This is a genomic window from Polaromonas aquatica (assembly GCF_042659145.1).
GTDB classification, from domain to species: domain Bacteria; phylum Pseudomonadota; class Gammaproteobacteria; order Burkholderiales; family Burkholderiaceae_C; genus Polaromonas; species Polaromonas aquatica.
Map to the genome: position 1 here is coordinate 719544 of NZ_JBHSRS010000018.1, position 25220 is coordinate 744763.

Here is a 25220-nt window from a genome sequence, read left to right on the forward strand (position 1 = left end):
CTGGCATGCGCCGCAGGAACTGGATAGCCGTGGCCAGCGCCGAACACGCCCGGCGCGGGTGTGCGGCTTCCATTGGGTATATGCAGGTCGGCCATGGCAAGCTTGCGCCACTCAAGCGTATTGCAGCGGGTGACCGGGTGGTGTACTACTCGCCCACGGTCGTCTTCGGCGCGAACGATCATTTTCAGCGTTTTGTCTCTGTCGGGATCGTGCAGCCCGGGGTGCCTTATGCATTCGACATGGGCAACGGCTTTGTGCCGTACCGCCGCGATGTGGCGTATGTCGCCGCGCAGGAGGCGTCCATCCTGCCCTTGCTCGACCAGTTTGAGTTTGTGGAAGACCGCCAGCGCTGGGGCTATAAATTCCGCTTCGGCCTGTTTGAGGTCAACGACCATGACATGCGGCTGATCGCTCGCGCCATGCAGGCCGATCTGGTGCAACTGGGTTTGCACATCCAGGCTGTCTGAGTGCTTTTGTTGCTGCGCTAAAGTCCGGACCATGCGCCGCGCCGATCGCCTCTTTCAACTTGTGCAGCTGATCCGTGGCCGCCGCCTCACCACGGCCCACTTTCTGGCGCAGCGGCTGGAGGTGTCGGAGCGCACCATTTACCGCGACATCGCCGACCTGCAGCATCAGGGTGTGCCCATAGAAGGCGAGGCGGGCGTCGGTTACCGGCTGGGCGTGGGCTTTGACTTGCCGCCGCTGATGTTCACGCAGGAGGAAGCCGGCGCGCTGGTGGCGTCGGTGCGGCTGGCGCAAGCCTGGCTGGACCCGTCCATGGCGGCGGGTGCAGAGGCGGCGCTGGGAAAAATCTTCCCGGTGCTGCCGGCGGCCACCCGGGCCGCTGCGGAAAGCCTGCCGATTTATGCACCCGCGATGGTGTTCGACACTGGCACTCAGAAGACCCTGCAGTTGCTGCGCGAGGCCGTGCAGTCGCGCCGCAAGGTGCATGTCGATTACCGCGACGTCGCAGGCAAAAAGAGCCGGCGCGTGTTGTGGCCGCTGGGCTGCTTTTATTGGGGGACGGTGTGGACGCTGGCTGCCTGGTGTGAAAGCCGGCAGGACTTTCGCGCCTTCCGTATGGACCGCATCGCATCGCTGAAAACGCTGGATGAGCGTTTCGGGCACGAGGCCGGCCGCACGCTGGCAGACTTTCTGCGCACTGTCAAAACGCGTTGAAATTTTTCTTTTTTGCTATTGATTTGGTAGCTGTCTGCGCACATAAAACGGAGGCTACAGCCCTTTTTTAAGATATCAGACGGCTAACGCCGCTTCGATATCCTTGGCCAGGTCTGCTGGCTTGTCGGTCGGCGCATAACGCCGGATCACCTGGCCGTCCTTGCCGACCAGGAATTTGGTGAAGTTCCACTTGATGGATTTGCTGCCCAGCAATCCGGGAGCCTCCGCACTCAGCCATTTGTACAGCGGGTGCGCCGCAGGGCCGTTGACGTCAATCTTGCCCATCATCGGGAAACTCACGCCGTAGTTCACCTGACAGAACTCCGCAATTTCGCCATCGGCGCCCGGGTCCTGCGAGCCGAACTGGTTGCACGGAAAGCCCAGTACTGCCAGGCCCTTGTCCGCGTAACTCTTGTGCAGTTCTTCAAGCCCACCGAACTGCGGCGTGAACCCGCACTTGCTGGCCGTGTTGACGATCAGCATGACCTTGCCCTTGAACTCCGACAGCGGGATGTCCTTGCCGTTGATCTGGCGGGCTTCAAAGTCGTAAACGCTAGGGGTGCTCATAAGTCTGCTCCTGATGTGAACAGCCACTGTAACGCGAAGCGAAAAACGCGGGGCAAGGGGTTACGCGCAGAGAGCGAGCGTGAGGGCCCTATTTCGCTGGCGCCATTGCCGCCAGCACGGCCGCGGCCACAATCAGGCTGCCGCCCAGCAAAATGCGCGGCGTGAATTCGGCTGCGCCAAACGCCGCCGCCGACAGGCTGGCAAACAGGATCTCGGTCAGCATCACAAGCGCGGTTGTGCTGACAGCAAGCCGTGCGGCACCATATTGCAGTGCAGCATTGCTGATCATGAGTGCCAGGCTGAGTCCCAGTAGAACCGGGATGCCCGCAGCCTGAAGGGCCGGGGCGGGTACCACCTGTTGCGACATGCCAACCAGTGCGACTACCGTGGCAAGCACCCCGGCGCCGCCAAACATGGCTAGCATGCGTGAGCCGCTGGGTGCGTGGCTGAATTTGCGTAAAAAGGCATTTGTCACTGCAAAACAAAAACCGCCCATCAGGGCCAGCCAGTCGGCGCCGCTTTGCGGAACCGGCCATGGTGAGTCGGGCGTCTTGAGCACGATCAGAACGCCCGCCATGGCCAGCGCCAGCCGCAGCAGGGATGCGGCCGATGGTTTTTCGCCCAGCATGACCCAGGCCACCAGCACCGACCATGCCGGCATCAGGTAAAACAGCAGCACGACCCGCACCACATCGCCCACCGTCACGGCCCAGTTGAACCCCACATTGGTCAGGCCCGCAGCCAGGGCCAGCAGCCATAGCTGCGGGTGCGCGACAAAACCGCGCCAGCTCTTGAAGTACACCAGCAGCAGCCCGCTAAACACGATCACATACACCAGTGCGGTAGCCCACAGGGGGTGCAGGCCGTGGCCTTGCAGTTGCCGCAGCGGCCACCAGGAAACGCCCCAGACAAAGGCATTGAACACCAGTGCGCATGCGGGAAGCAACGCCCCCACGCTTTTCACTTCGTGTAATGCGCTGCCCCCCGAGGGGGCTAATTTTCCTTGGGGCGGCCCGGCGGAAAATTGGTTGGTTTCGGGGCTTCTGGTTTCAGGCATTGCGCTGCCCTGCTGCGGCCCGGCGGAAAATTGCCTGCCGCCTTTGTCTTCCTGCATCAGTGGGTGTTATCGCTGCGGGCGATGTTGAGCAGGTGATCCACCTGTTCCTTGTGTTTGATGCAGTTGCTTTTGTGCCAGCGCTGGATCAGCCACATAAAGCCTGCTACCACCACGCCAAAAGCTGTAATGGCGCCAAAGGCCGACAGGCCCAGGCCGGTGGACAGGCTGTAGAAGGCGCCCAGGCTCAAGATGCAGGCCTGCTCATTGAAGTTCTGTACCGCAATCGAACGGCCTGCACCCATCAGGTTATGGCCCCGGTGTTGCAGCAAGGCATTCATGGGCACCACCAGGAAGCCGCCCAGGCCGCCCAGCAAAATCAGGAAAGGCGCCGCCACCCAGACGTTGGTGATGAAGTTCATCAGGATTACCAGCAAGCCCATGGCGATGCCCAGCGGCATCACCAGGGGGGCCTGGTCCAGCCGCATGCGCATGGACGCCAGAATCGCACCCACTGCCGTGCCGATAGCAACCACACCCACCAGCGATGACGCCTGTGTGGTGCTGTAGCCCAGCGCGGCGGCGCTCCAGGCCAGCACGATGTAGCGCAAATTGCCCGACACGCCCCAGAATAGTGTCGTGGTGGACAGTGAAATCTGGCCCAGTTTGTCGCGCCACAGGGCGGCGTTGCAGTTCCAGAAGTCGGGCAGCAACTCCAGCTTGTTGCGCGGCATGGGCCGCATCTCGACGCCGGTGCTTGGGATGCGCAGGTTAAACCAGGCGGCGACGACGTACAGCAGGATCAGCACTGCAATCGCGGCCTCCGGAGCAGTGTCTATACCGGTGGTGATGATGGGGAAGTCAAACGACAGTAGCAGCGTCGATACCGAATGGCCTACCAACTGGCCGCCCAGCAGCACGCCCAGGATGATGGATGAAATCGTCAGGCCTTCAATCCAGCCGTTGGCCTTGACCAGTTGCGAGGCCGGCAGCAATTCAGTCAGGATGCCGTATTTGGCGGGCGAATAGGCCGCGGCGCCCAGGCCGACAATGGCGTAGGCCATCAGCGGGTGGGTGCCGAACAGCATCATCAGGCAGCCCACCACCTTGATGGCGTTGCTGATGAACATGACCTTGCCCTTGGGTTGCGCGTCCGCGAATGCGCCCACAAACGGAGCCAGCACCACATAAAACAGCGCAAACATCGGCACCAATGCAGCGGGCTGCCATTTCGGCGCGCCGCTGATTTTGAGCAACTCCACGGCGGCTACAAACAGCGCGTTGTCAGCCAGCGAGCTGAAAAACTGGGCTGCCATGATGGTGTAAAAACCGCGCTTCATTAAACTGTATCGATCACTTCATGAGAGGGCATCAGCGGAACTGATGCCACAAAATAACGGTGAATGTCTCCTGACGATGCTGGTTTATAGCATGGGGGCTGGTGTCAGAATGCATAGAGCAGTTTTGTAAAGCTTGTAGGAGCCGGTTTGTAAACCTGCTGCCGGGCTTACCCTGATCCCCGTTTCCGTCAACGACCCCTGACGTTCACGCCAAAATACCCAACGCGCGACCCTGCGTTTACCTGCCATGCCCCGCCCCATACTTGCCACCATCCATACCGCTGCGCTTGTCCATAACCTCACACGTGTCCGTGCCGCGGCGCCTGACGCCCGGGTCTGGGCCATCGTCAAGGCCAATGCCTACGGCCACGGCATCGAGCGTGTTTTCGATGGGCTGCGCAGTGCCGATGGTTTTGCGCTGCTGGACCTGGCGGAGGCGCAGCGCCTGCGCGCGCTGGACTGGCGCGGCCCGACTCTTCTGCTTGAGGGCTGTTTTGATGCGCGCGACCTGGAACTGTGCTCGCGCCTGGGTTTGTGGCATGCCGTGCACTGCAATGAACAGATAGACATGCTGGCCGCGCACAAGACACAGCTGCCGCACCGCGTGTTTCTCAAGATGAACTCCGGCATGAACCGCCTGGGCTTTACGCCCGAACGCTATCGCGCCGCCTGGACCCGGCTGAATGCCCTGCCGCAGGTTGAAGAGATTTCACTGATGACGCATTTCTCCGACGCCGATGGACCCAAGGGCATTGCCGCGCAACTCAAGGCCTTCGACAGCGTCACGCATGACCTGCCGGGCGAGCGTACGCTCAGCAACAGTGCGGGTGCGTTGCGCCATGGCGACCTGCTTGCCGAGCGCTCCGACTGGATACGGCCCGGCATAGCGGTGTACGGTAGCGCCCCCGATTTTCCTGAACACAGCGCCGCCGAATGGGGTTTGCAGCCGACCATGACCCTGGCGTCCAGGATCATAGGCGTGCAAAACCTGGTGGCCGGTGACACTGTGGGGTATGGTTCCAGCTTTACGGCCCAAGGGCCGTTGCGCATCGGGGTGGTGGCCTGCGGTTATGCAGACGGCTACCCGCGCCACTGCACAACCGGGACGCCTGTGCTTGTGAACGGTGTGCGCACGCGCATGGTGGGTCGTGTCAGCATGGACATGCTGACCGTGGACCTGACGCCGGTGCCGGATGCGGGCATGGGCAGTGAGGTGACGCTGTGGGGTCAGTCACCAAAAGAATCTGTGCTCCCAATTGATGAAATTGCGCAGGCTGCAGGCACAGTGGGGTATGAACTGATGTGCGCGCTGGCGCAGCGTGTGCCTGTGGTGGTGGAATGAGCCGGCCTTAGCCGCCCTGGCCTTTTTGGGTGTAGCTCACGTCTTTGGGGTTGAGCGGCTCATGGCAGTGGCTGCACGCGACCTGGGGCAGCAGCGGCTGTCCGCAGGCTTTGTGTGTGGGCACGATGGAGCTGGCCTGGTGAAAGTGGTAACGGCTGGCCCAGCTTGAAAAACAGATGATGTACCCGAACAGGTCGCGGCTGGCAGGTGTCAGCCGGTAGATCTTGCGGCGCGCGTCGTTCAGGTCGGTCTGGCACAGCAGCAAGCCCGAGTCGACCATGCCCGAAAGGCGGCGTGCCAGCACGCTGCTGCCTATGCCCAGCACATGACTGATCTGGTCGAAGTAGTGGCAGCCCAGCAAGACCGCAGAAATAATCAGCAAGGCCCAGCGGTCCACCCTCAGCCCCAGACCCATCTGGGTGCTTTCTTCCGGCGAGAGGCGCGCACCGCGCTGACGCGGTACCGGTTCGGCCAGCAAGGCCTTGTTGACCTTGAGGGTCAGGCTGAGGTCGTTTACGCCCACCTTGTCGCCGCAAGCCGTGCAAACCAGCTCAGGCATGAAGGCATGGCCGCATGTGTGGTGCACCAGCCGCTGTGGCAAGGCCAGCTGGCGTGATCCCCAGCGCCGCTCCCACAGCCACATCATGAGCACGTGGTTGTAGAGTGCCAGGCCCTTGTCCGTCAGGTGGTAGGCATGGCGCAGCGGGCGTTCCTGGTAGGGCCGCTGCTCCAGCAGGCCCAGTTCGGTCAGGGCCTTGAGCCGCTCGGTCAATGTGTGCCGTGGAATGTTGAGCGTCGCCTGCCACTCGTCAAAGCGGCGAACGCCAAGAAAAGCGCCCAGGATCACCGCGACGGTCCAGCGGTCGCCGAGTACGTGCAGGCCGTGGCTCAGGGTGCTGGTGGCCAGCGCGTCGCGGGTCAGGTCAAGGTCAACGTCGGGGTGGCGATGGAAAGTGGAGGCCATTGGAAATGTTCTAAGCCTCTATCGTAATCGCCACCCGCTGCGATGCGGCTTATTTGAGAGGTTTGGTGAGCGACGTCCATGCACCGGCCTTGACCTGGTCGATTTCGACGTATTCCGGCTCGAGGTGATTGCCCTTGAAACTCTGGGTTGCATAAAAAAGCGGTCCGTCGAAGCTGTTGGACTGGAGGTACTTGCTCACCTTGTCGGCGGTCACGTCGCGGCCTACGGCCTGCACGGCCTTCACAAACACATCGGTGTACGAATAGGCCAGCAAGGCGTTTTCATCCGGATCGGCGTTAAAGCGCTTCTTGTATGCGGCAAACCATGTTTTGATTTGTGCCGGAGCGTTCTCGGCGCTGTACAGTTTCCAGGTACCGACGCCATACAGGCCGTCAACGGTTTCCTTGCCCAGGGTCAGCACGATGCCGGTGCGTCCGGGGGTGGCCGTCAGTACCTTGACGTTGTTCCAGCCCAGCTTTTTCACTTCGCCCATGACCGCTATGGTTTCGCGTGTCAGTGTGGCCGCCACAATAAGGTCAACATTGGCCGCCTTCATGCGTGCGACCTGGGATGAAAAATCGATGTCTCCGGCCTTGTACCCTGCTTCTGCGGCATAAGTCATGTTTTTGGCAGCCAGCGCTTTTTTCACGCCTTCTCCGACCAGTGTCCCCAGCGGGCCTTCCTGGTAGATGTATCCGACCTTCTTGGGGTTATGGGTGTCCAGCATCCATTTGACGCCGGTATTCATGGTGGTGTCATAGTTCGGCGTCAGCGTGAACAGCAGCGGACTGTCGCCAGCGCTCTTGCGGATGATGGCGGAAGCGCCCCAAGGTGCGAAATAAAGTACACCCTCGTCGACGGCGCGTTTGACAACGGCTGCATTGGGTCCGGAGCCGAAAGAGTTGACGACCGCAAACACTTCGTCCTTGCGGATCAGCTTGTCGATGGCTCGTACCGCCATCTGAGGCTGGCTGCCGTTGTCTTCGACCACCAGCCGGAACTTGCGGCCGTTCACGCCCGTGCCTTCGTTGGCTTCATCCAGGCGCATTTGCATGCCATTGCGGATCATGGGCATGCCGGCTGCGACGGGACCGGATAGGTCCAGGTGTGTGCCAAGGACGATTTCCTTGTCGCTGACACCAGCAGCCCGGCTTGCGCCGGCGGCACCCATCACCATCAATACGGCAAGAACCGTATGGTTGACTTTTTTCAACATTGCAGTCTCCTTTTCAGAATATGGGCGTGGGCCCGACAGGTAACAATTTCAAGAGCGGTACATGGTGGCAATCACCTCTGCATATTTGCGGGCCACCACCTGGCGTTTGAGCTTCATGGTTGGTGTGAGCTCATCGTCTTCGGCAGTCAGCAATTGGGAGATGATCCGGAAGTCCTTGATCTGCTCGACGCGGGCCAGCCTGGTGTTGACCTGTTCGAGTTCGGCCTGGATCAGGGCGACCACTTCCGGTGCGCGGGTCATGCTGGCGAAGTCGGTGTAAGGCACCTGTTTGTCCTGCGCAAACTTGGCCACGTTGTCCTGGTCCAGCATGACCAGGCAGGTCAGGTAGTTCCTGCCTTCGCCAATGACCACAGCATCCGAGATGTAGGGACTGAACTTGATGTGGTTTTCGATATTGCTCGGTGTGATGTTCTTGCCGCCGGACGTGATGATGATGTCCTTGAGCCTGTCCTTGATCCGCAGGTAGCCGTCAGCGTCAATGTCGCCGCAGTCGCCGGTACGCAGCCAGCCTTCGGCGTCTATGGCTTCGCTGGTTTTTTGCGGCAACTTCCAGTAGCCTGCAAAGATGTTGGGGCCGCGCACCAGAATCTCGTCCTGCTCGCCCAGGCGGATTTCCGTGTTCTTTGCGCATACGCCTGCGGAGCCTATCCTGATCCGGTCGGGCGGCATGGAGGTGCAAAAGCCGCATGTCTCGGTCATGCCAAAAGCTTCAAGCAAATCAACGCCTATCGCCATGTACCAACGAAGCAGGTCGGGCGGTACGGGCGCCGCGCCCGTCATCGCCGTCTTGATGTTCTGCAGGCCCAGGAAGCTGCGCAGGTTGGACAGTACCAGCGCCTGCATGAAACGGTAGCGCCTGGCCCGCCAGCCGTTGACCGGTTGGCCTTCCAGGCGCGCGTTGGCCAGCGTCGCGCCTTCGGCAAACACATACTGGTAGACGTGCCGTGCAAACGGTATGGCGTCCTGCATGTACAGCGTGACCTGGGAGTACAGCTTCTCCCAGAAGCGCGGGGGACCGAACAGCATGTGGGGCGCGACCTCGCGCACATCGTTGAACACCGTTCCGGAGTTTTCCGGGAAATGAACGATCTGGCCTTGCGCAAGCGGGTTGTAGCAGGTGCTCATGCGTTCGGCGATGTGGCACAGCGGCAGGAATGACAGCGTGCGGTCCAGCGGTTTCAGGTCCAGGTACTGGTGCACGCTGGAGATCTGGAACACCAGGTTGCGGTTGGCGATCATGGCCCCCTTGGGGGCGCCCGTTGTTCCCGAGGTATAGACAAGAAAAGCGATGTCGTCGGGCTGGCCGGCATCAATCGATTGCTCGAAGCTGTCCGGGTTTTGCCTGGCCAGCTCCTGCCCATGTGCCACAAACTGCGCGAAATCGGTGACCATGGGATCATCAAGGCCGCGCAGGCCCTTGAGGTCCATGATGACAATGCGGCGCAGCAGCGGGCAGGCGTTGCGTACGGCAACTACCTTGTCGTACTGCTCCTGGTTCTCGACAAACAGAACCCGCACTTCGGCATCGACGAGGATGAATTGCACCTGTTCCGGCGAAGCGGTGGGATAGACGCCGGTAGTGAGGATACCCATGCACTGGGCACCCATGTCGGCGTACAGCCATTCCGGGCGATTTTCGGACAGCACGGCGATGGCCTGGCCGCGCTGCACGCCGCAGCCAGCCAATGCCAGTCCGATGGCGCGTGCATGGTCGTAGTAGCTGCTCCAGGTGGTTGACGACCAGATGCCTTTTTTCTTGTGCCGCAAGGCGGGCTGGCCGGCCCATTCGCGGCAACGGGCGCGGAACAGCTTTTGTGCTGTGTCGTGGCCGCAGGCGCCTGGCGGGGAAGATGTAGTGGTGGTCATGTTAGGGTTTACCTCCACGTCTTGCGTCTTTTCCAGCGCTGTTTTTGCCCGTCTTCACGGTCCGCGTTCGCAGCTGCACCGCCGAGGTAAAACTCCTTGACGTCTTCTTTTTCCATGAGTTCTGCGCAGGTGCCGGCAGCCACGATGCGGCCCAGCTCCATGATGTAGCCGTCATTTGCCGTAGCCAGCGCAATCGCGGCATTTTGCTCAACGACCAGGATGGCGGTGCGCAGCTCGGTGTTGATGCGTTTCACGATTGAAAATATTTCGCGCGTCAGCAGCGGCGACAGGCCCAGTGAGGGTTCGTCAAGCAGCAGCACGGCGGGCCGCGCCATCAGGGCGCGGCCGATGGCCAGCATCTGCTGCTCGCCGCCGGACAACAAGCCTGCGTGCTGGTCCTGGCGTTCCAGCAGGCGCGGAAACCACTCAAAAATGCGCGCCAGATCAGCCGCCATGCCCTCCCGGCTACTGCGTGCGAAGCTTCCCATCATCAGGTTTTCGCGCACAGACAGAAAAGGAAAAACCTGGCGCCCTTCCGGCACCAGCACCACACCGCCGCGGGCGACCTGGTCGGGGTCCTGTCCGTGGATGGCGCGTCCTTCGAACTCAACGCTGCCCTTGAACGGGTCAATGACACCGGCGATGGTGTTGAGCAAGGTGGTTTTTCCGGCGCCGTTGGCGCCGAGTACAGCCACGATGTGTCCGGCCTGTATTTCCAGATTGATACCCTTGATGGCATTGACGGGGCCGTACCAGGTCTCCAGGTTCCTGACGGCGAGGATGGGCTGGGTCATGGCCATCGTTGCGTTGTGCTTGTCGTTGTTGTGCTTCATGTCCGGCATTCCTCAGGCCCCCAGGTAGGCTGTGATGACGGCCGGGTCAGCCTGCACCTCTTCGGGTGTGCCCAGGGCCAGCACCTGGCCCATGTTCATGCAGAGTACGCGGTCAGCCGCTTCGGAAACCAGGGACATGTCATGTTCGACCATGATGACAGTGATGCCGAGGTCTTTCTGGATGTCGTCAATCCAGAAGGCGAGCTCGCGGGTCTCTTCAGGGTTCAGTCCCGACGCCGGCTCGTCAAGCAGGAGCAGGCGGGGCTGGGTAGCCAGCGCCCGCGCCAGTTCCACCACCTTGCGCACACCGTAAGGCAAGCCGGCAACAGGGCTGTTGCGGTGCGGCATCAGGTCCAGCAGTTCGATGACGTCTTCCACATGCGCACGCGACTGCTCTTCTGCAGCGCGCACGCCGGGTGTCCAAAGGCACTGTGAAACAAAACTGCCATGCCCGAAACGATGCCGGCCCAGCAGCAGGTTATCGAGCACGGTTCCGCCCTCGAACAGCTCAATGTTCTGGAAGGTGCGGGCAATGCCGCTGCGCACGACCATGTGACGCGGCAGGCTGCTGATTTCCTGGTCTTCGAATGCCACGCTGCCCGAAGTTGGGTCGAAGACGCGCGTGATGACGTTGAGCAGGGAAGTCTTGCCTGCGCCGTTGGGGCCGATGATCGCAAACACTTCGCCCTGCTCCACATCGAAGCTGACGTTGCCTATGGCCTGCACGCCGCCAAAACGCAGCGACACATCCCTGACTGCGAAGAGGCTCATTTGTAGCGCTCCGACTTCATATAGGTTTTGCCGCGTTTGAACATGTCCTTGCGGTACAGCGGGAAGGTCTGCAAAAAAGCCTTGAACTTGATCCAGCGGCCATTGAGGCCTTTGGGCTCGAACAGCACAAACAGGGCGAGCACCAGCCCGAACACGAATATTTCCAGGCCGAATTGTTTTGAAATCTGCTCAGGCAGCATCGGCTTGATGCGGGAAATAAAGGTCGGCAGCATGCTGATCAGGACCGCGCCCAGGATGGCGCCGCGCAGGGAGCCGAGTCCGCCTATGGTGACCATCAGCACCAGTTCCAGCGAAAGGATCAACCCGAACCCTTCGGGTGTCAGAAACCGCACGTGGTGTGCCAGCAGGGCGCCGGCCAGGCCGGTCACCGCAGCGGAAATGACGAAGGCCAGCACCTTGTAGCCCGACACCCAGATGCCCAGGCTGTAGGCAGCGGCCTCGGAGTCGCGCACTCCCATGAACGCGCGCCCGGTTTTGGCTCTAAGCAGGTTGACCAGGCCCAGCAGCACCGCTGCCAGTACGGCCAGGCACAGGTAATAAAAAGCGTGCAGGCTGGACAGATCCAGACCCAGAAACACCGGCTTTTGAACGGTCAAGCCGTTGAAGCCGCCCGTGACACTGCTCCAGTGCCCGATCACATGTTCCGACAGGATTGCAAACGCCAGCGTCACCATGGCCAGGTAGAGGCCGGACACACGGATGGCGGGCAGGCCTATGACCAGGCCGATCAGGCCGGTGATACCGGCCGCCAGCACGATAGCCAGCGCAAACGGTACGCCCTGGGAGAGCATCCAGCTGTGTACGTAAGCCCCTATCGCTAGGAACGCCGAATGCCCCAGCGATACCTGGCCGGTGTAGCCGACCAGGACCATGAGGCCCAGGCTCGCGACACACATGATGAACAGGTAGGAAATCTCGCCTACATAATATTTGGGCAATAGCCACGGTGCGGCCAGCAGCGCCAGCACAAGCAGGGCGTAGGCAATGCGCCCGGGTGAATAACGCAGCAGCGCATGGCTGTCGCGGTAGGAGGTGTCATAGGGAAATTGCATGGTTGTGTTGCCTGCTCAGACGCGCCGGCCGTGGGCTTCACCCAGCAGACCACGTGGCCAGAGGATCAAAACGCCGATCAGCACCAGGTAAGCCATGGCGTCCTTGAAACCGTCCGGCAGGTACACCCCGGCGAACTGTTCTATCAGTCCCAACAGCAAGCCGCCGACGATGGCCCCGGGGATGCTGCCAAAGCCGCCCAGCACCACGGCGGCCAGGGCTTTGAGCACGATGATCCACAAGCCGATATCCACGAGTGCGGTCGGTGCGAGCAGGAGGCCGCATACGGCAGCCACGGCGCCGGAAATGGCCCATACCAGCGACGTGACCCGCTTGACCCGGATGCCGTTGAGGTAGGCTGCGAGCTGGTTCTGCGATGCAGCCTGGATGGCGACACCGAGCGTGGTCTTTTTCAGGAACCAGAACAGCAGCAGCGTGATCACAAGCGCAGCGGCCACAATCACCAGGCTGAGGTCACTGACAATGATGGGTCCCAGCTGGGTTTTCTGGTCGCTCCATGGTGTCGGGTAGGTGCGTGACTGGGGGCCGAAGACCATGCTCACCAGCCCCCGCAACATAAAGGCGATGGCGATCGTCAGCATGACGCCTGCAAATTGCGGCTGGCCGACGATGAGGCGCATCACACGCGCATCAATGATCCAGCTCAGCGCGGCCGCCAATGCCACCGTGCACAGTGCTGACAGCCAGAACGGCCATCCGAGTCCCACGATCAAACCCCAGCCGACGAATGACGAGGCCATCAGCACATCGCCGTGCGCGAAATTCAGCACTTCCGTGGCCTTGTAAGTCAGGACCAGGCCCAGGGCCACCAGCGCGTAAATCGCTCCAATGGCCATGCCATTGATCGCGAGTTGAATAACCTGGACCATTTCCTGGTTCATGCAAAAAAGCGCTTGTCGCGGGCCATGGCAGTGGTGTTGAAGTTCACGGTTGTCTCCTTGTTTCAGCTTGTCCGGCATGAAAGCCGGGTTGCCCGAATCCGTTCCGCTGCATGCGGTGGTTCGACAGGTCCTGAATTTAAATCATTAGTCTGGATAAGAAAGTGATACTTGCCCGAATAGGGTAATTACTGGCAGGGTTCCGGACCGGCGTTGCCTGCAGGCAGGTGGCGTTTCAGTCCATCCGTTCAATGACCATGGCACTGGCCACGCCGGCCGCACCGCAAATCGAAATACAACCGTAGCGGCCCTTGCGGTGCTCCAGTTCGTCGAGCAACACACTGATCAGCGCAGCACCTGTGCAACCCATGGCATGCCCGATGGCGATGGCGCCGCCGTTGACATTGAGCTGATCGTGGCCGACCTGCATTTCATCCATGAAATGCAGCGCCATGGCGGCGAAGCCTTCGTTGATTTCGAACAGGTCCATGTCCCCCGGCTGCAGTTGTGCTCGCGCCAGTGCCAGCCGGGCGGCATCAACGGTTCCCGTGAGCGCCAGTGTCCGGTCCGAACCGGTATCGGCAAATCCGAGAATACGTGCGCGCGGTTTGATTTTTGCGCGGGAGAGCGCGGCCTGTGACCCGACCAGTACGGCAGCTGCGCCATCTGCCATGGCGGGAGAGTTGCCTGCGTGGTGCACATGATGAATCGCCGGCAACTGGTAGCGCCGGCACAGCTGCGCGTCCCATCCTGCGTCGCCGCCCTTGGCGCCCCATTGCGCGAATGCTGCTTGCATCGTTGCAAGGGACTGCGCCGTGGTGGACGGACGTATGTTTTCATCATGTTCCAGCAGTACCTGGCCGTTGTCTCCCGTGACGGAAAACATGGAGAGTGATGGCCCGCGCGCAGCAGCGGCAGCGGCGCGCTGTTGCGATGTGGCCGCATAGGTGTCCAGCATCTCACGGGTATAGCCGCGCTGGGTGGCGATGGCATCGGCGGCAATGCCTATGGGCACCAGATGCGCAAGCGCCTGCAATTCGCTGTCATGGGTAAGCGGTCCCAGGTCGCTGCCCATGGGCACGCGCGACATCATTTCGACACCGCCGCCTACGGCCAGTGTGTCGCCATGAAGAGCCTGGAGGGCCGCAAAGTTGGTTGCGGACAGGCCGGAGGCGCAGTAGCGGTTAAGCGTCACCGCCGATACGCTGTCGCTCCAGCCCGCAAGCGGCAGGGCCAGTGTCCCCACGCTGGTGCCCTGGTCGCCGGTTTGTGACACGCAGCCAAAAATCGCATCGCTGACCTGTGCCGTGTCTACTGAGCTGCGTTGGGCCAGGGTTTGCAAGGCCTGCGCCAGCAACACGGCCGGCTTGATGCCCTTGAGGCTGCCTTTGTCATTGCCTTTGCCGCGCGGCGTACGTACCGCCTCCGCGATATATGCGTGGGTCATGGTGTGCTTTCGTCTTTCACAAGTGTTGAATGTTCCTGTACCAGCCTGGCGAATGAGTCATTGGCCGTGGCATAGCTGTTCAGCGCCTGGGTTTGCAGGGCATGCACCGCGTCCGCGATGCCATCCTGCTCCTGCAACCTGGCCCCGGTTTCCCCGATGCCGGCGCGGCGCAACAGGCCGGCACCGCTGACCAGCACTTCGCCGCTGACATCACAGGATTCACCGGCCAGCCAGCCAACAAGGGGTGCGACATATGCCGGGTCAAACAAACGGGCCATGTCACCCGTCATATAAGGGGCTGTCATCTGCGAATAACCGTAAGGTGCGATGACGTTGACCCGAATGCCGTTGCGTTGTCCCTCGACCGCCAGTGCCCGCATCAGCCCGATCACGGCTGCCTTGGCTGCGGAATAGGCTGCCTGCCCGTAGTTGCCGTACAAGCCAGCGCTTGATGCGGTCAGTATGACCCGGCCATAGGATTGCTTGACCAGATAGGGCCAGGCTGCATGTGCCAGGTGCAGGTTGCCAAAAAAACCGATATCGAATATCTGGCGAAAATCCGCCATGCTTTGCTTCTGAAAACTGCTGGCCTTGTCTACTCCGGCATTGGCCACGACGATATCGAGCCGGCCAAAGTGTGCGTGGGCTTGTTGCACCATGGCCTCACCGCTGTCCGGGTCACGGACATCGCTCCAGTTGGCTTCTGCCACACCGCCTGCTGCGCGTATGGCGTTGACGGTTTGCATTGCGGAGGTTTGCGCATCCGCCTCTCCCGCGTGGCGCCGGTTATTGACAAGGACAGATGCGCCCCTGCTCGCCAGGTGAAGTGCGTAGGCCCGCCCCAGCCCTTTGCCGGCCCCTGTCACGATGGCGCTGCGCCTCTGCAAATCACTGGATGCAGGCATCACGGTTTGCTCCATGGAAAAAACCTGGGTACGCTGGCCATGTAGGTGGCGTACGCCGGTTTGGTCTTGGCCATGTAACGCTCCTGCATGGGCGTGGCCGAGCCGCTGCTCATGAACCAGGTGACGTAAAGCGGGCACACCAGTGCGACCCAACCCCAGGGGTGGACAAGCCCGAGTGCCCCGAAGCTCCACCAGATCATGGCCTCGCCGAAATAGTTGGGGTGGCGCGAAAGAGCCCAGAGGCCGGTGTCCAGCACCTTGCTGCGGTCCGTGCGGGTTCTTTTGAAGCGCTCGAGCTGCATGTCGCTGCCAGCCTGAAAAACAAATCCCGTCGCAAACAGCAGCAGAGCCAGAACGTGTTGCCAGCCGAATGCCGCTGGCCCGGCCGCTACAGCCATGATGAGGCCTAGCGACCATAACCAGACCAGTACGCCTTGTGTGGCAAACACCTGGAAAAAGCTCCACCACCACCATTGTTTGCCGAAGCGCGTACGCCATGCCGCGTAGCGTTTGTCTTCGCCGTGCCCGAGGTTGCGGATTCCGATATGGGCCGCCAGGCGGACACTCCACAAACCTGGCAATACCAGTGTCACGATCTCATGCGCCGACCAGGTGCCGCGCAGGCCGAGCAATACCGCCACCGGCAGGAAGGCCGTCAACGGGTAGGCGATGTCCATGATGCTGGCGTCGCGCACAGCAAGACTCAGCAGCCAGACCAGTGTCATCCAGGCCGCGACGATCAGCCCGGCGCGCAGATAGAGCGACAAAAAGTCGTGCAGTGCAGGTGACGGGGCCGACAGCAACCAGGCCAGTACCAGCAGCAACGCCGCGATGGGGAAGATGAAATCACGCGGGGCGCCTATGCGCAGTTCGGCACGGCGGCCAAAAACCAGCAGGCCGGCAATCCAGACGAACCACAAAACAGCAGCCAGGGTCAACAATTGCAATGTCATGAATTTTTCCAGTCGAACGTAAGTTGCATGCGGCGGCTCTTTACAGGCCGCTCAACAATCCGTCACGGACAGCAGAGCCATTGGCCCAGCATGAATGGGTGCCGCTGCACAGCTTGTGCGGCAACTCGATGCGGCATACCGGACCTTCGGAAAAACGTTTGCTGTCGATCAGCAGCGCCTCGGAGCGCTGGGTGTTCTCGTTGGTGATGAAAGTCACCAGGTAGCCATCGTCTTCGTCCTTGGCGTTGATGCGCGGGGCGAACGGTGCTTCGCTGGCGTATTGCCCATCCGGCAGGCGAATCTCCCACGACTCGCCGGTCAGCAGGTCGTGTTTGACATAACCATGGAACAGGAACCAGCCCGGCACCTGCACTGCGCTGTAGGCATAGCGGTATTTGCGTCCGGCGTATTGCTGGTTGATCATGCCGAACTCCAGCGTGCGATCGTCCAGTCTTTGTTCGGTCGTTTTGCCGGTGGCCAGGTTGAAGCGCCAGCGGTGCAGGCGGGTTTTCATCTTGTACTGGTCCAGGTAGGACATCATGCGTTCGTAGCCCTTGGGGGCACCCGAGAAATTCTTTGGTTCCGGCTCTTCCTCGAAATACCCGTCCAGAATAATCTCGTCGCCTTCTTCATAGGCGTTCAGCCAGTGCAGCACAAAGGTCGGCGCTGCTTCGAACCAGCGGATGTCCTGCGGCTGGCCCCGCCGCGGGATGATGGCAAAGCGTGAGGCCTGCTCGGGATGAAACTTCACCACGTGTTTGCCTTCCTTGAGCAGCTCCGGGTCCCAGTACAGCGGGAAGTCGTTCAGGATGGCGTAGTTTTCCGAGAAGCACATGTCGTGCGGCAGGCGCGGCCCCGGCAGCGGAACCGGTACGTAATGCACCAGCTTGTCATGTTTGTCCACCACGCCGTAGTGCATGTAGGGGGCATGCTTGGAGTAGTTGAAAAACAGCATCTCCCCGGTGGCTTCATCCACCTTCATATGGGCCGATATGCCGTCCAGTGGCGACCAGGACGGAATCCCGAGCTGTTCCAGCGTAAAGGGGTCAAGCCGGTAGCCTTCGCCGCACTGGTAATAGGAGGTCAGGGCCTTGCCTGCGTGCACCACCACATCGGTGCTGGACGCATCCTTGATGGAGCCGTGCGCCCCCCAGCCGGGCCTTGACGACAGCGAGGGGGCTTCCATCAGGCCGGCCCACAGGCGTTTGCCCGCTTCCTGCTCGGCCGTCAGTCCCTTGGTCTGGACAAAGCGGTTGCGGTATGTGGCCTGTCCGTCCTTGAAGGTGATCATATGAATCATGCCGTCGCCGTCAAACGGGTGGTAACGGCCGATCGACTGGTACACCGGGTTCTGGGTGTTGCGCAGGTACACGCCGTCGATATCGTCCGGAATACGGCCTTCCAGGACACGCATGTCGGTGGCGTTGACCTCTTCCATCAGGGGCGTCCAGGCACCGTTGAGGTAGGGGTGGTCGCCGGGTTCGATATTGCCTGAAAGGCGACGAATCAGTTCAGTGGGCATGCATATCTCCTGCAATAACTCAGTCGTTGCCGCGTGCCACGACAAAACTCACCACGGTGGCAAAGGAGCCGCCTATGTTGAGTGTCTGTATGCGCCGTGCACCGTCGATCTGGCAATCACCTGCCTGGCCGGTGACCTGCCGTGCCGCGTCCAGCAGCATGCGCGCGCCTGTTGCGCCCACCGGATGGCCGCAACCGATCAGGCCGCCGCTCATGTTCACCGGCAACCGCCCGCCGCGTTCGATGGAGCCGTCTTCAACCGCCTGCCAGCTCTGGCCGGGCGGGGTGAGCCCCAGGTGATCTATGGCGATGTATTCGGTCGTGGTGAAGCAGTCGTGGGTTTCTATGCCGTCCATGGCATCTATGCCGGCGACACCTGCACGTGCCCAGGCTTCTTGGATGGTTTGCCGCAGGTGCGGGAATACGTAGCTTTCTCCGCGGCTGCGTTCGAACTTGTCGAGCAGGCGCAGGCCTGCATTGCGATGGCCCCAACCGGCAATGCGCGGCAACCGGGCCGTATCCAGGCCGTGCTCACGCGCAAAGCGCCCGGAGGCCAGCACCACAGCGCAGGCGCCGTCAGTGACCTGCCCGCAATCCTGGCGCCGGCTGCCCGGTTCAATCATGGGGTTGGCCTCGTCATCGTCGGTAAAGCTGGCGGGCTCGAAATTCCATTTGCGGGTTTGTGCCAGCGGATTGCGTTTGGCGTTGCCATAGTTGAGTTCGGCAATCCGGTTGAGGTACTTGCGGTCCAGCCCGTAGCGCCGTTCGTATTCCTGGGCCGCCAGGCCAAACGCGGCGGGCCACATGAATTTGCAATCGATGTCTTCGTGCCCCTGCCAGGAGGCCGAGTTCTGGTTCTGTGATGCCGCATCGCCGGGCAGGTTCTTGAGCTCTTCTGCGCCTACCACCAGCACGCAGTCGTAGCGGCCCGCCTCGATCTCGGCCATGGCCGACAATACGGCCAGCGAGGAGGACGCGCACGCGCCCTCGTGGCGCATCGCCGGTACACCCCACAACTCGGGCACCACCTGCGCAACCATGGCGCCCAGATGTGCCTGCTGGCGCTGCAACTCTCCGAAGGCGTTGCCGACATGAATGCTCTGGATCGCCGACGCGTTGACTTCGCTGGCTGCCAGCGCGCCCAGCGTGGTTTCGCGCATCATGTCCGAGATGTCCTGGCCCTGGCGCGACCAGACCCTGGCGAAATCGGTCTGGTGGCCGCCGAGAATGAAAACTGGCTCGCTCATGGCGTTCTCCTCAAAGGGCTAATTGAATAGGACAATTGCGTGATGCGCTGTGTGGCCTGGGCATATTCATGTGCAAGCCGGTCCACCACCTTGGCCAGTGGCTCGACGGACTTGATGGCGCCCACGCCCTGGCCGGCGGCCCAGACGTCCATCCATTTTTTGCCGGCAAAGGTCTGGCTGCTGTCATAGTTGCGGCCTGGCGCTGCAGGCATGTTGTCCGGGTCCAGGCCATTGCTGCGCAGCGAGGGCTTGAGCCAGCTCGCTGCCGTGCCGGTGACGCCGGCGCTGACGATCAGGTCATCCACGGTGCTGTCCACCAGCATCTGCTTGTATTCGGCCTGCGCCAGGCTTTCGGCCACCGGGATGAAACGTGTACCCATGTAGACGTAGTCGGCACCGCTGGCGATGGCACCGGCAACGCCCCAGCCGTCGCTGATGCCGCCGCCCACAATCACGTGGCCGTCAAAGAACTCGCGCACCGCGCTGACAAAGGCAAATGGCGAGAGCGATCCGGTGTGCCCGCCGGCACCGGCTGACACGCAGGCGAGGCCGTCGGCGCCCGCGGCCACCGCTTTTTTTGCAAGTGTGATGCTGATGACATCGGCAAACACCAGTCCGCCGTAGGCGTGCACCACTTCGATGGCAGGCTTGGGGCTGCCCAGCGCCGTGACGACGATGGGCGGCTTGTACTTGGCGATCAGTTCCAGGTCTTGCTGAAGCCGGGTGTTGGAGGAATGCGTGACAAGGTTGGCGCACCACGGGCCTATGGTGGCGGCGGGCTGCTCGTCACGTGCTCGGGCCAGGCCTTCGGTGATCTGTTTCATCCACGCATCCAGTGTATCTATGGGGCGCGCGTTGGGCGTGGGAAAGGCACCTATGATGCCGGCCTTGCAGGCGGCGAGCACGAGGTCCGGGCCGGAAATCAGGAACATGGGGGCCGCGAAGACGGGGAGGCGGAGCTGGAAGGATGATTTGGTCATTGAAAGGTTTTGAAATTGCCGATGAAGGGTTGAGGCGAGGCAAGCGCTGGCTACGTCATTTATTCCGTTGCCCTGAAGCCGGAAATCTTGACTGCCTCCGCCCAGCGTTTGGAGTCGGCCTGGGCAAATTTTGTGAACTCCTGCGGTGTGGACGGCAGGGTCTCGAAGTCCATGGTGCGCCACTTGTCCTTGATTTCGGCGGATTTCAGGATGCGCACCAGGTCTGTATTGAGCTTGCCAATCACTGCCTCGGGCGTGCCGGCAGGCGCTACGATCGCGGCCCAGATGTAGATTTCCAGATCCGGAAAGCCCTGCTCGCGGAAGGTCGCGACGCCCGGCATGAGCGGCGAGCGTTGCGGGCTGGTCACGGCCAGTACCTTGACCTTGCCGGCATCCATGTGCGGTTTGACGGCCAGTAGCGGCAAAAAGGCTGCGTTGACCTGGCCGCCCACGAGGTTTTGCACCGCAGGTGGTGTGCCATTGAAGGGGACATGAATCATGTCGATGCCGGCACGCTGGTTCAGGATCACGCCCGAGAAGTGCGAGGAGTTGCCAGCGGTGAACGAGGCGAACGAGACCTTGCCCGGATGCGCCTTGGTCCAGGCGATGAACTCCTGGAGGTTGTTGGCGGGCACACTGGCATTCACGGCCATGACCATCGCCGCACCGAGGAAATTGGTCACGGGCCTGAAGCTCTTCTCCGGGTCGTAGGGCAGCCTGGCGAAGGTATGCGGGTTGATGGTGAACATGCTGGTGTTGGCCAGCAGCAGGGTGTAGCCATCGGGTAGCGCTGCCATCACCGTTTGCGCAGCGATGATGCCGGAGCCGCCAGGCTTGTTGTCGATCAGCATGGGCTGGCCGGTGTTTTTCTTGAACTCCTCAGCCACCAGGCGCAGTGCGGTGTCCAGTGTGTTGCCCGCGGCGAACGGGACGACAATGCGCACAGGTTTGTCGGGATAGCTCTGGGCCCGGGCGGCGGGCAGGGTTGCGGCCAGCGGCAGGGCGCCAAGCGCCTGCAATACATTGCGTCGTTTCATGGTTTTGTCTCCTGACGGGTAAGAGGTGTCTACAACAATGTTTTGATCAATGCGGCTACGCTGGCCGGTTGTTCCATCAGGGCCATATGGCCCGCGTTGTCGATCAGCGCCAGCCGCGCGCCTGGAATCAGCGCGGCAAGTTCTTCCGAGAGCACTGGTGGTGTGACCTTGTCCTCGCGTCCGCATATCACCAGGGTCGGCGTGTCGAGGCGCGCCAGCAATGCACGGTGGTCGCTTCGGTCCTGGATGGCGCGGTTCTGCCGGATCGCGGTTTCGCTGTCCACACCCAGCATGACCTCGCGGATCTGCGCCATCAGCGCGGCGTCTTCGCGGCTCGTAGCGTGCGTGGCGAACTGCGTCACACCATCCACCACCTTGCTGTAGTCACGGCCGATGGCCGTGATGGTTTTTTCGCGCATCACGGCACCTTCAGGCGATTCCGGCCGCGCTGAAGTGTCCAAAAGGGCCAGGGCGCTTATCTTCCGCGCGGGACCAGCTAGCATTTCGATAGCAACATAACCGCCCATCGAAAAACCACAGAGTACCAGTGGTACGCCGGGCGGCAGGTCAGCCACCTGGGTCCAGGCCTCCCGGGCCATCTGAGCGATCGACGGCTGGGTCAGTACATTGGCGACGCGCACCTCGGCCCCCTCACGCAGGCGGTCGGCCACGCCGTCCCAGACCTGGGCCGTATTGAGCATGCCAGGGATCAGCAGCAGCACGGGCTTCATGCTGTTTCCTTTTGGGGTGACGTGGCCAGTGCCTTGGCCTGCTCGCGCAGTTCACGCTTGAGGATCTTGCCCACCGGGTTGCGCGGAAGGGCTTGCAGTGGCAGCAGGTACTCGGGCAGCTTGTAGACGGCCACACGTTTGTTTTCACGCAGGAAGTCGTTGATGGCGTCCAGGCTCACGCTCTCGCCGTCGGAGGCAACCACGCAGGCGCACATCTTCTCGCCCAGCACCTCGTCCGGAACGCCGACCACGGCGGCTTCGCGCACGCCGGGACAGGCCAGCAGCAGGTTCTCGATTTCTTCGGACGAGATGTTGACACCGCCGCGAATCACGAGATCCTTGGAGCGGCCCACATAGCGGTAGTACTGCAGTTTGTCGCCGGCGATCTCGAACAGGTCGCCGGTTTTGTAAAACCCCTGCTCGTCAAAGGCGCGCTGGCTGAGCTCCGCTGCGTTGTAATAGCCGCTGAAAATCGTCGGGCCGGCAAAACGGAGCTCCCCTGCAATGCCTGCTTTGGTGATCTCCTGGCCGGATAGCAGGTCCACCAGCCGTGTCCTGATTTTGCGGGTGGTCGAGATGCTCCAGTCGTAGCCTGTGACACCGGCGCGCGGGAAGAATCCGGCGCGCAGGGCGGGGTCGGGGATGTCGATGTGGTTGCCCGAAAGTGCTGCGCCTTCGTTGGAGCCGAAATAGTTGACGATCTGTACGCCGTACTTTTCCTGGAAGCCGCGCACCATCCAGTCCGACAGGGGGGCAGAACCCGAACCGATGCGGCCCAGCCGCTTGAAGTCTATGCCTGCGAGCAGTGCTTCGTTCTGCAGCAGCATGTTGAGGATGGCCGGCGGCGCCACGGTGTAGTCGATGCGCTCTTCGCGCAACTGCTGCAGGAACACCGGCAGCGTAAATGGCTGGTGTTGCACTACCGTGCCTCCAAGCACAAGCCAGGTGGCGAACGCCGTGGAGACACCCGCCATGTTGACCAGCGGAAACGGATTGAGCAGGCGTGCCTGTGGACGGATTTCGCCTGCCTCGATGATGGAGGGCGCGATGATCAGCCATTCATTGTGGCTGCGCGGCACCCCTTTGGGCGTGGCTTCGGTGCCCGATGTCCAGCAGATGGTGAAAACATCGTTGGCGCTAACATTGGCTGCACGTTCTGCCTGCGCAAGCTGCAGGCGGTCGTTTTCGCTGACAGGGCTTTGGGTCTGCACCGCGATGTTGATCGCACCTTCGGGCATGCCGCCGCTGGCATCGTCGCCCCATGCGAGAACCGTTTTGAGCGACTTGTGGGAAGTCGTGAGCTCGGCATACATGGCGGCGGCGCCATGCCCGCCGTCGGGTTTCCCGATGCGCGCGAAGGTCGCCACCGCCACGGCTTTTGTCATGGACAGGACATGGCCCAGCTCGTGTTCGCGGTATTGCACGGGCACGGGGGTGACGATCACGCCCAGCCGGGCACAGGCCAGGTAGACCACAAACTGCTCCACGCAGTTGGGCATCTGCATGACCAGCACATCGTCACGTCGAATGTTCTGCTTGAGCAACAGCAGGCAGAAGCGGTCAACCTCGTCTGCCAGGCCGGCCCAACTGAGCCGGCGCGGCGTGCCGTGCGCGAAGTCTGCACGATTGGGTGCATCGACAACTGCTTCGGCATCAGGCCGCTCGCGCAGGTTGTGTACGAATAAATCCCACAAGGTTTGTGTTCCCCACCAGCCGCGCCCGGTGTAGTCGTTGATTTTTGCTTGTGGAATAAGAATCATGGTGCCTGTCTCTGTCTCTAATTTCTATGGGTTGCCGCGCAGCGCCTGGTTGTGGTGTTGGGGTTCAATAACCGCGCTTTATCCGCTCGTCACTGACCCAGGTGGCATGAAAACCATTGGGCACACGTTGCGGCAGTTTGATGCGTGCGACCGGCCCCTGTGCGATGTCCTTGGCGTCGAAAACCGTCACGTAGGACGCTTTTTTCTCGTCATCCCACATGAAGCCCACGAGGTAGCCGTCGTCCTCTTCTTTCCAGTTGTCCTTGGGCGCGAAAGGTGCTTCGCTGAACCATTTGTTCACGCCTTCGTGGTAGCTGGTGCAGCTGTTCCGCTCCAGGTCGTAGCGCACGACGCCGCAAAAGCGCGGGTCTTCGGCCCGGTTGCTGCGGCCCATCAGCACGTTCCATGAGTAACGTGTTTTGTAGCCCTGCATCCACGAGTTGATGGCCGGGAACTCCTGGTTCACGATGTCGTCGATGACACGCTCCCTGGTCTGGCCGGTGCGCAGGTTGAAGCGCCACTCATAGAACATGAAGTCGTGTTCAAGGTTGGCCAGCATCTTGGGGAAACGCTCTACCTCCAGCTTGCCGCGCTCATCGCGCGGCAGGCGGAACGGCGTGCCGGTCATTACGATCTCTATGCCGCCGTGGCCGTCATCTTCTTCCCAGGCGTTGGACACGTGGTACATATAGGTCGGCTTGGCTTCAAACCAGCGGATCTGCTCCGGTGTGCCATGACGCGGGATGACACCGAAGCGTGACGGCAGTGTGTGGTGGAACTTGAGCTTGTGGCGGCCAGCCGCAAAGGCGTCCATGTCGTAGAACAGCGGCAGGTCGTGCACAACGGTGTAGTTTGCCGTGATGGCCATGTCGTGCGGCAGGCGCGGCCCGGGCAGTTGCACCGGCATGAAGGTCTTGAGCGCGCCATGCCGGTCCATCACGCCGTAGTGCATGTAGGGCGCTTCCTTGCCGTAAGCAAAAAACAGGAACTCGCCTGTGCGCTCATCCACCTTGGAGTGCGCCGATATCGGCAGGCCTTTGAGGCGTACATCCATATCGAGCTTGCCGACAGTGGACAGGTCGCCGGGGCGCACCTGGTACACCGCGCCGCCCAGGTACCACATGGACACCAGGTTACCGGCATAAAACTTGACGTCTGTGTTCGACGTGTTTTTCATGGGCATGTCCGGCCTGTCCTTGCGTGGCGGGTCCTTGATGCCTTGCCACAGGGCCGAGCCGGCCGCGAGTTCCTCCTGCAGGCTGTCGGTCATGACCCAGCGGTTCTGGTACAGGACCTTGCCGCCTTCAAAACGCACGGCGTGCAACATGCCGTCACCGTCGAACCAGTGGTAGCGGCCCGGTGCCTCGAAGCGGCGGTTGGGACCATTGCGTACATACATGCCGGTCAGGTCCTTGGGGACTTCGCCTTCGATGTCTGTCAGCTCCAGCGTGAGCTCCTGCTCGATGGGCTCAAAGCCCCCGTTCAGTACCGGAATTTCGTTAAAACCCATGGTGTT

Annotated in this window: 23 protein-coding genes; 3 read left to right on the forward strand and 20 right to left on the reverse strand. The window is 61.4% G+C overall.

The features are described from left to right. The first annotated feature begins 5 nt into the window (after positions 1 to 5). On the forward strand, positions 6 to 467 hold the full coding sequence (locus ACFQND_RS11885) for an EVE domain-containing protein (protein ID WP_371438466.1): 462 nt from the start codon (positions 6 to 8) through the stop codon (positions 465 to 467). 31 nt (positions 468 to 498) lie between these two features. Then, positions 499 to 1179, forward strand: coding sequence for a helix-turn-helix transcriptional regulator (locus ACFQND_RS11890; RefSeq protein ID WP_371438465.1), 681 nt, complete (start codon positions 499 to 501; stop codon positions 1177 to 1179). A gap of 75 nt (positions 1180 to 1254) precedes the next feature. Here ACFQND_RS11890 and ACFQND_RS11895 read toward each other — a convergent pair whose 3' ends face one another. From ACFQND_RS11895 to lplT, 3 genes are all read right to left on the reverse strand, one after another. Next, positions 1255 to 1746 carry a glutathione peroxidase gene (locus ACFQND_RS11895; RefSeq protein WP_371438464.1) on the reverse strand — a complete coding sequence of 164 codons (492 nt, stop codon included), beginning with the start codon at positions 1744 to 1746 and terminating at the stop codon, positions 1255 to 1257. 88 nt (positions 1747 to 1834) lie between these two features. Continuing rightward, entirely contained in the window at positions 1835 to 2701 is an 867-nt protein-coding gene (locus tag ACFQND_RS11900; RefSeq protein WP_371438463.1) for an EamA family transporter, read from the reverse strand. 158 nt (positions 2702 to 2859) lie between these two features. After that, the gene (gene lplT / locus ACFQND_RS11905) at positions 2860 to 4140 is read right to left on the reverse strand and encodes a lysophospholipid transporter LplT (protein WP_371438462.1); all 1281 of its coding nucleotides are present in this window, start codon (positions 4138 to 4140) and stop codon (positions 2860 to 2862) included. A gap of 247 nt (positions 4141 to 4387) precedes the next feature. Between lplT and alr the strand changes: the two genes are divergently transcribed. Further along, positions 4388 to 5482, forward strand: coding sequence for an alanine racemase (gene alr, locus ACFQND_RS11910; RefSeq protein WP_371438461.1), 1095 nt, complete (start codon positions 4388 to 4390; stop codon positions 5480 to 5482). Positions 5483 to 5489: 7 nt separating this feature from the next. On the opposite strand, the gene ACFQND_RS11915 is transcribed toward alr, so the two are convergent. The 17 genes from ACFQND_RS11915 to ACFQND_RS11995 all read right to left on the reverse strand — a co-directional run bounded on the left by ACFQND_RS11915 (position 5490) and on the right by ACFQND_RS11995 (position 25214). Continuing rightward, a complete protein-coding gene (locus ACFQND_RS11915) occupies positions 5490 to 6446 on the reverse strand; it encodes a winged helix-turn-helix transcriptional regulator (protein WP_371438460.1) in 957 nt (318 codons plus the stop codon). 49 nt (positions 6447 to 6495) lie between these two features. Further along, entirely contained in the window at positions 6496 to 7662 is a 1167-nt protein-coding gene (locus ACFQND_RS11920) for an ABC transporter substrate-binding protein (RefSeq protein ID WP_371438459.1), read from the reverse strand. A gap of 48 nt (positions 7663 to 7710) precedes the next feature. Further along, on the reverse strand, positions 7711 to 9549 hold the full coding sequence (locus ACFQND_RS11925) for an AMP-dependent synthetase/ligase (protein WP_371438458.1): 1839 nt from the start codon (positions 9547 to 9549) through the stop codon (positions 7711 to 7713). An 8-nt stretch (positions 9550 to 9557) separates the two neighbouring features. Further along, a complete protein-coding gene (locus tag ACFQND_RS11930; protein WP_371438457.1) occupies positions 9558 to 10382 on the reverse strand; it encodes an ABC transporter ATP-binding protein in 825 nt (274 codons plus the stop codon). Positions 10383 to 10394: 12 nt separating this feature from the next. Next, positions 10395 to 11153: an ABC transporter ATP-binding protein gene (locus ACFQND_RS11935; RefSeq protein ID WP_371438456.1), complete on the reverse strand. Its 759-nt coding sequence runs from the start codon at positions 11151 to 11153 to the stop codon at positions 10395 to 10397. Then, positions 11150 to 12226: a branched-chain amino acid ABC transporter permease gene (locus ACFQND_RS11940; RefSeq protein ID WP_371438455.1), complete on the reverse strand. Its 1077-nt coding sequence runs from the start codon at positions 12224 to 12226 to the stop codon at positions 11150 to 11152. Before ACFQND_RS11940 ends, ACFQND_RS11935 begins: the two co-directional genes overlap by 4 nt. Positions 12227 to 12241: 15 nt before the next feature. Further along, positions 12242 to 13126: a branched-chain amino acid ABC transporter permease gene (locus ACFQND_RS11945; RefSeq protein WP_371438454.1), complete on the reverse strand. Its 885-nt coding sequence runs from the start codon at positions 13124 to 13126 to the stop codon at positions 12242 to 12244. A gap of 232 nt (positions 13127 to 13358) precedes the next feature. Then, positions 13359 to 14570, reverse strand: coding sequence for an acetyl-CoA C-acyltransferase (locus tag ACFQND_RS11950; RefSeq protein WP_371438453.1), 1212 nt, complete (start codon positions 14568 to 14570; stop codon positions 13359 to 13361). Beyond that, a complete protein-coding gene (locus ACFQND_RS11955) occupies positions 14567 to 15475 on the reverse strand; it encodes an SDR family NAD(P)-dependent oxidoreductase (RefSeq protein ID WP_371438619.1) in 909 nt (302 codons plus the stop codon). Before ACFQND_RS11955 ends, ACFQND_RS11950 begins: the two co-directional genes overlap by 4 nt. After that, positions 15475 to 16428, reverse strand: a complete 954-nt coding sequence (locus tag ACFQND_RS11960) for a DUF1295 domain-containing protein (protein WP_371438452.1) — start codon at positions 16426 to 16428, stop codon at positions 15475 to 15477. Before ACFQND_RS11960 ends, ACFQND_RS11955 begins: the two co-directional genes overlap by 1 nt. 40 nt (positions 16429 to 16468) lie before the next feature. Continuing rightward, on the reverse strand, positions 16469 to 17950 hold the full coding sequence (locus ACFQND_RS11965; RefSeq protein ID WP_371438451.1) for a carotenoid oxygenase family protein: 1482 nt from the start codon (positions 17948 to 17950) through the stop codon (positions 16469 to 16471). A 19-nt stretch (positions 17951 to 17969) separates the two neighbouring features. Next, positions 17970 to 19196: an acetyl-CoA acetyltransferase gene (locus ACFQND_RS11970; protein ID WP_371438450.1), complete on the reverse strand. Its 1227-nt coding sequence runs from the start codon at positions 19194 to 19196 to the stop codon at positions 17970 to 17972. Continuing rightward, positions 19193 to 20176 (reverse strand): NAD(P)H-dependent flavin oxidoreductase, encoded by a 984-nt coding sequence (locus tag ACFQND_RS11975; protein WP_371438449.1) that lies wholly within the window; start codon positions 20174 to 20176, stop codon positions 19193 to 19195. Before ACFQND_RS11975 ends, ACFQND_RS11970 begins: the two co-directional genes overlap by 4 nt. Before the next feature lie 59 nt (positions 20177 to 20235). Next, complete coding sequence (locus ACFQND_RS11980) at positions 20236 to 21213, reverse strand: Bug family tripartite tricarboxylate transporter substrate binding protein (RefSeq protein ID WP_371438448.1); 978 nt, start codon at positions 21211 to 21213, stop codon at positions 20236 to 20238. Positions 21214 to 21242: 29 nt separating this feature from the next. Further along, positions 21243 to 21944, reverse strand: a complete 702-nt coding sequence (locus ACFQND_RS11985) for an alpha/beta fold hydrolase (protein WP_371438447.1) — start codon at positions 21942 to 21944, stop codon at positions 21243 to 21245. After that, entirely contained in the window at positions 21941 to 23704 is a 1764-nt protein-coding gene (locus ACFQND_RS11990; protein WP_371438446.1) for a class I adenylate-forming enzyme family protein, read from the reverse strand. Before ACFQND_RS11990 ends, ACFQND_RS11985 begins: the two co-directional genes overlap by 4 nt. A 64-nt stretch (positions 23705 to 23768) precedes the next feature. Beyond that, the gene (locus ACFQND_RS11995; protein WP_371438445.1) at positions 23769 to 25214 is read right to left on the reverse strand and encodes a carotenoid oxygenase family protein; all 1446 of its coding nucleotides are present in this window, start codon (positions 25212 to 25214) and stop codon (positions 23769 to 23771) included. Positions 25215 to 25220 lie beyond the last annotated feature (6 nt).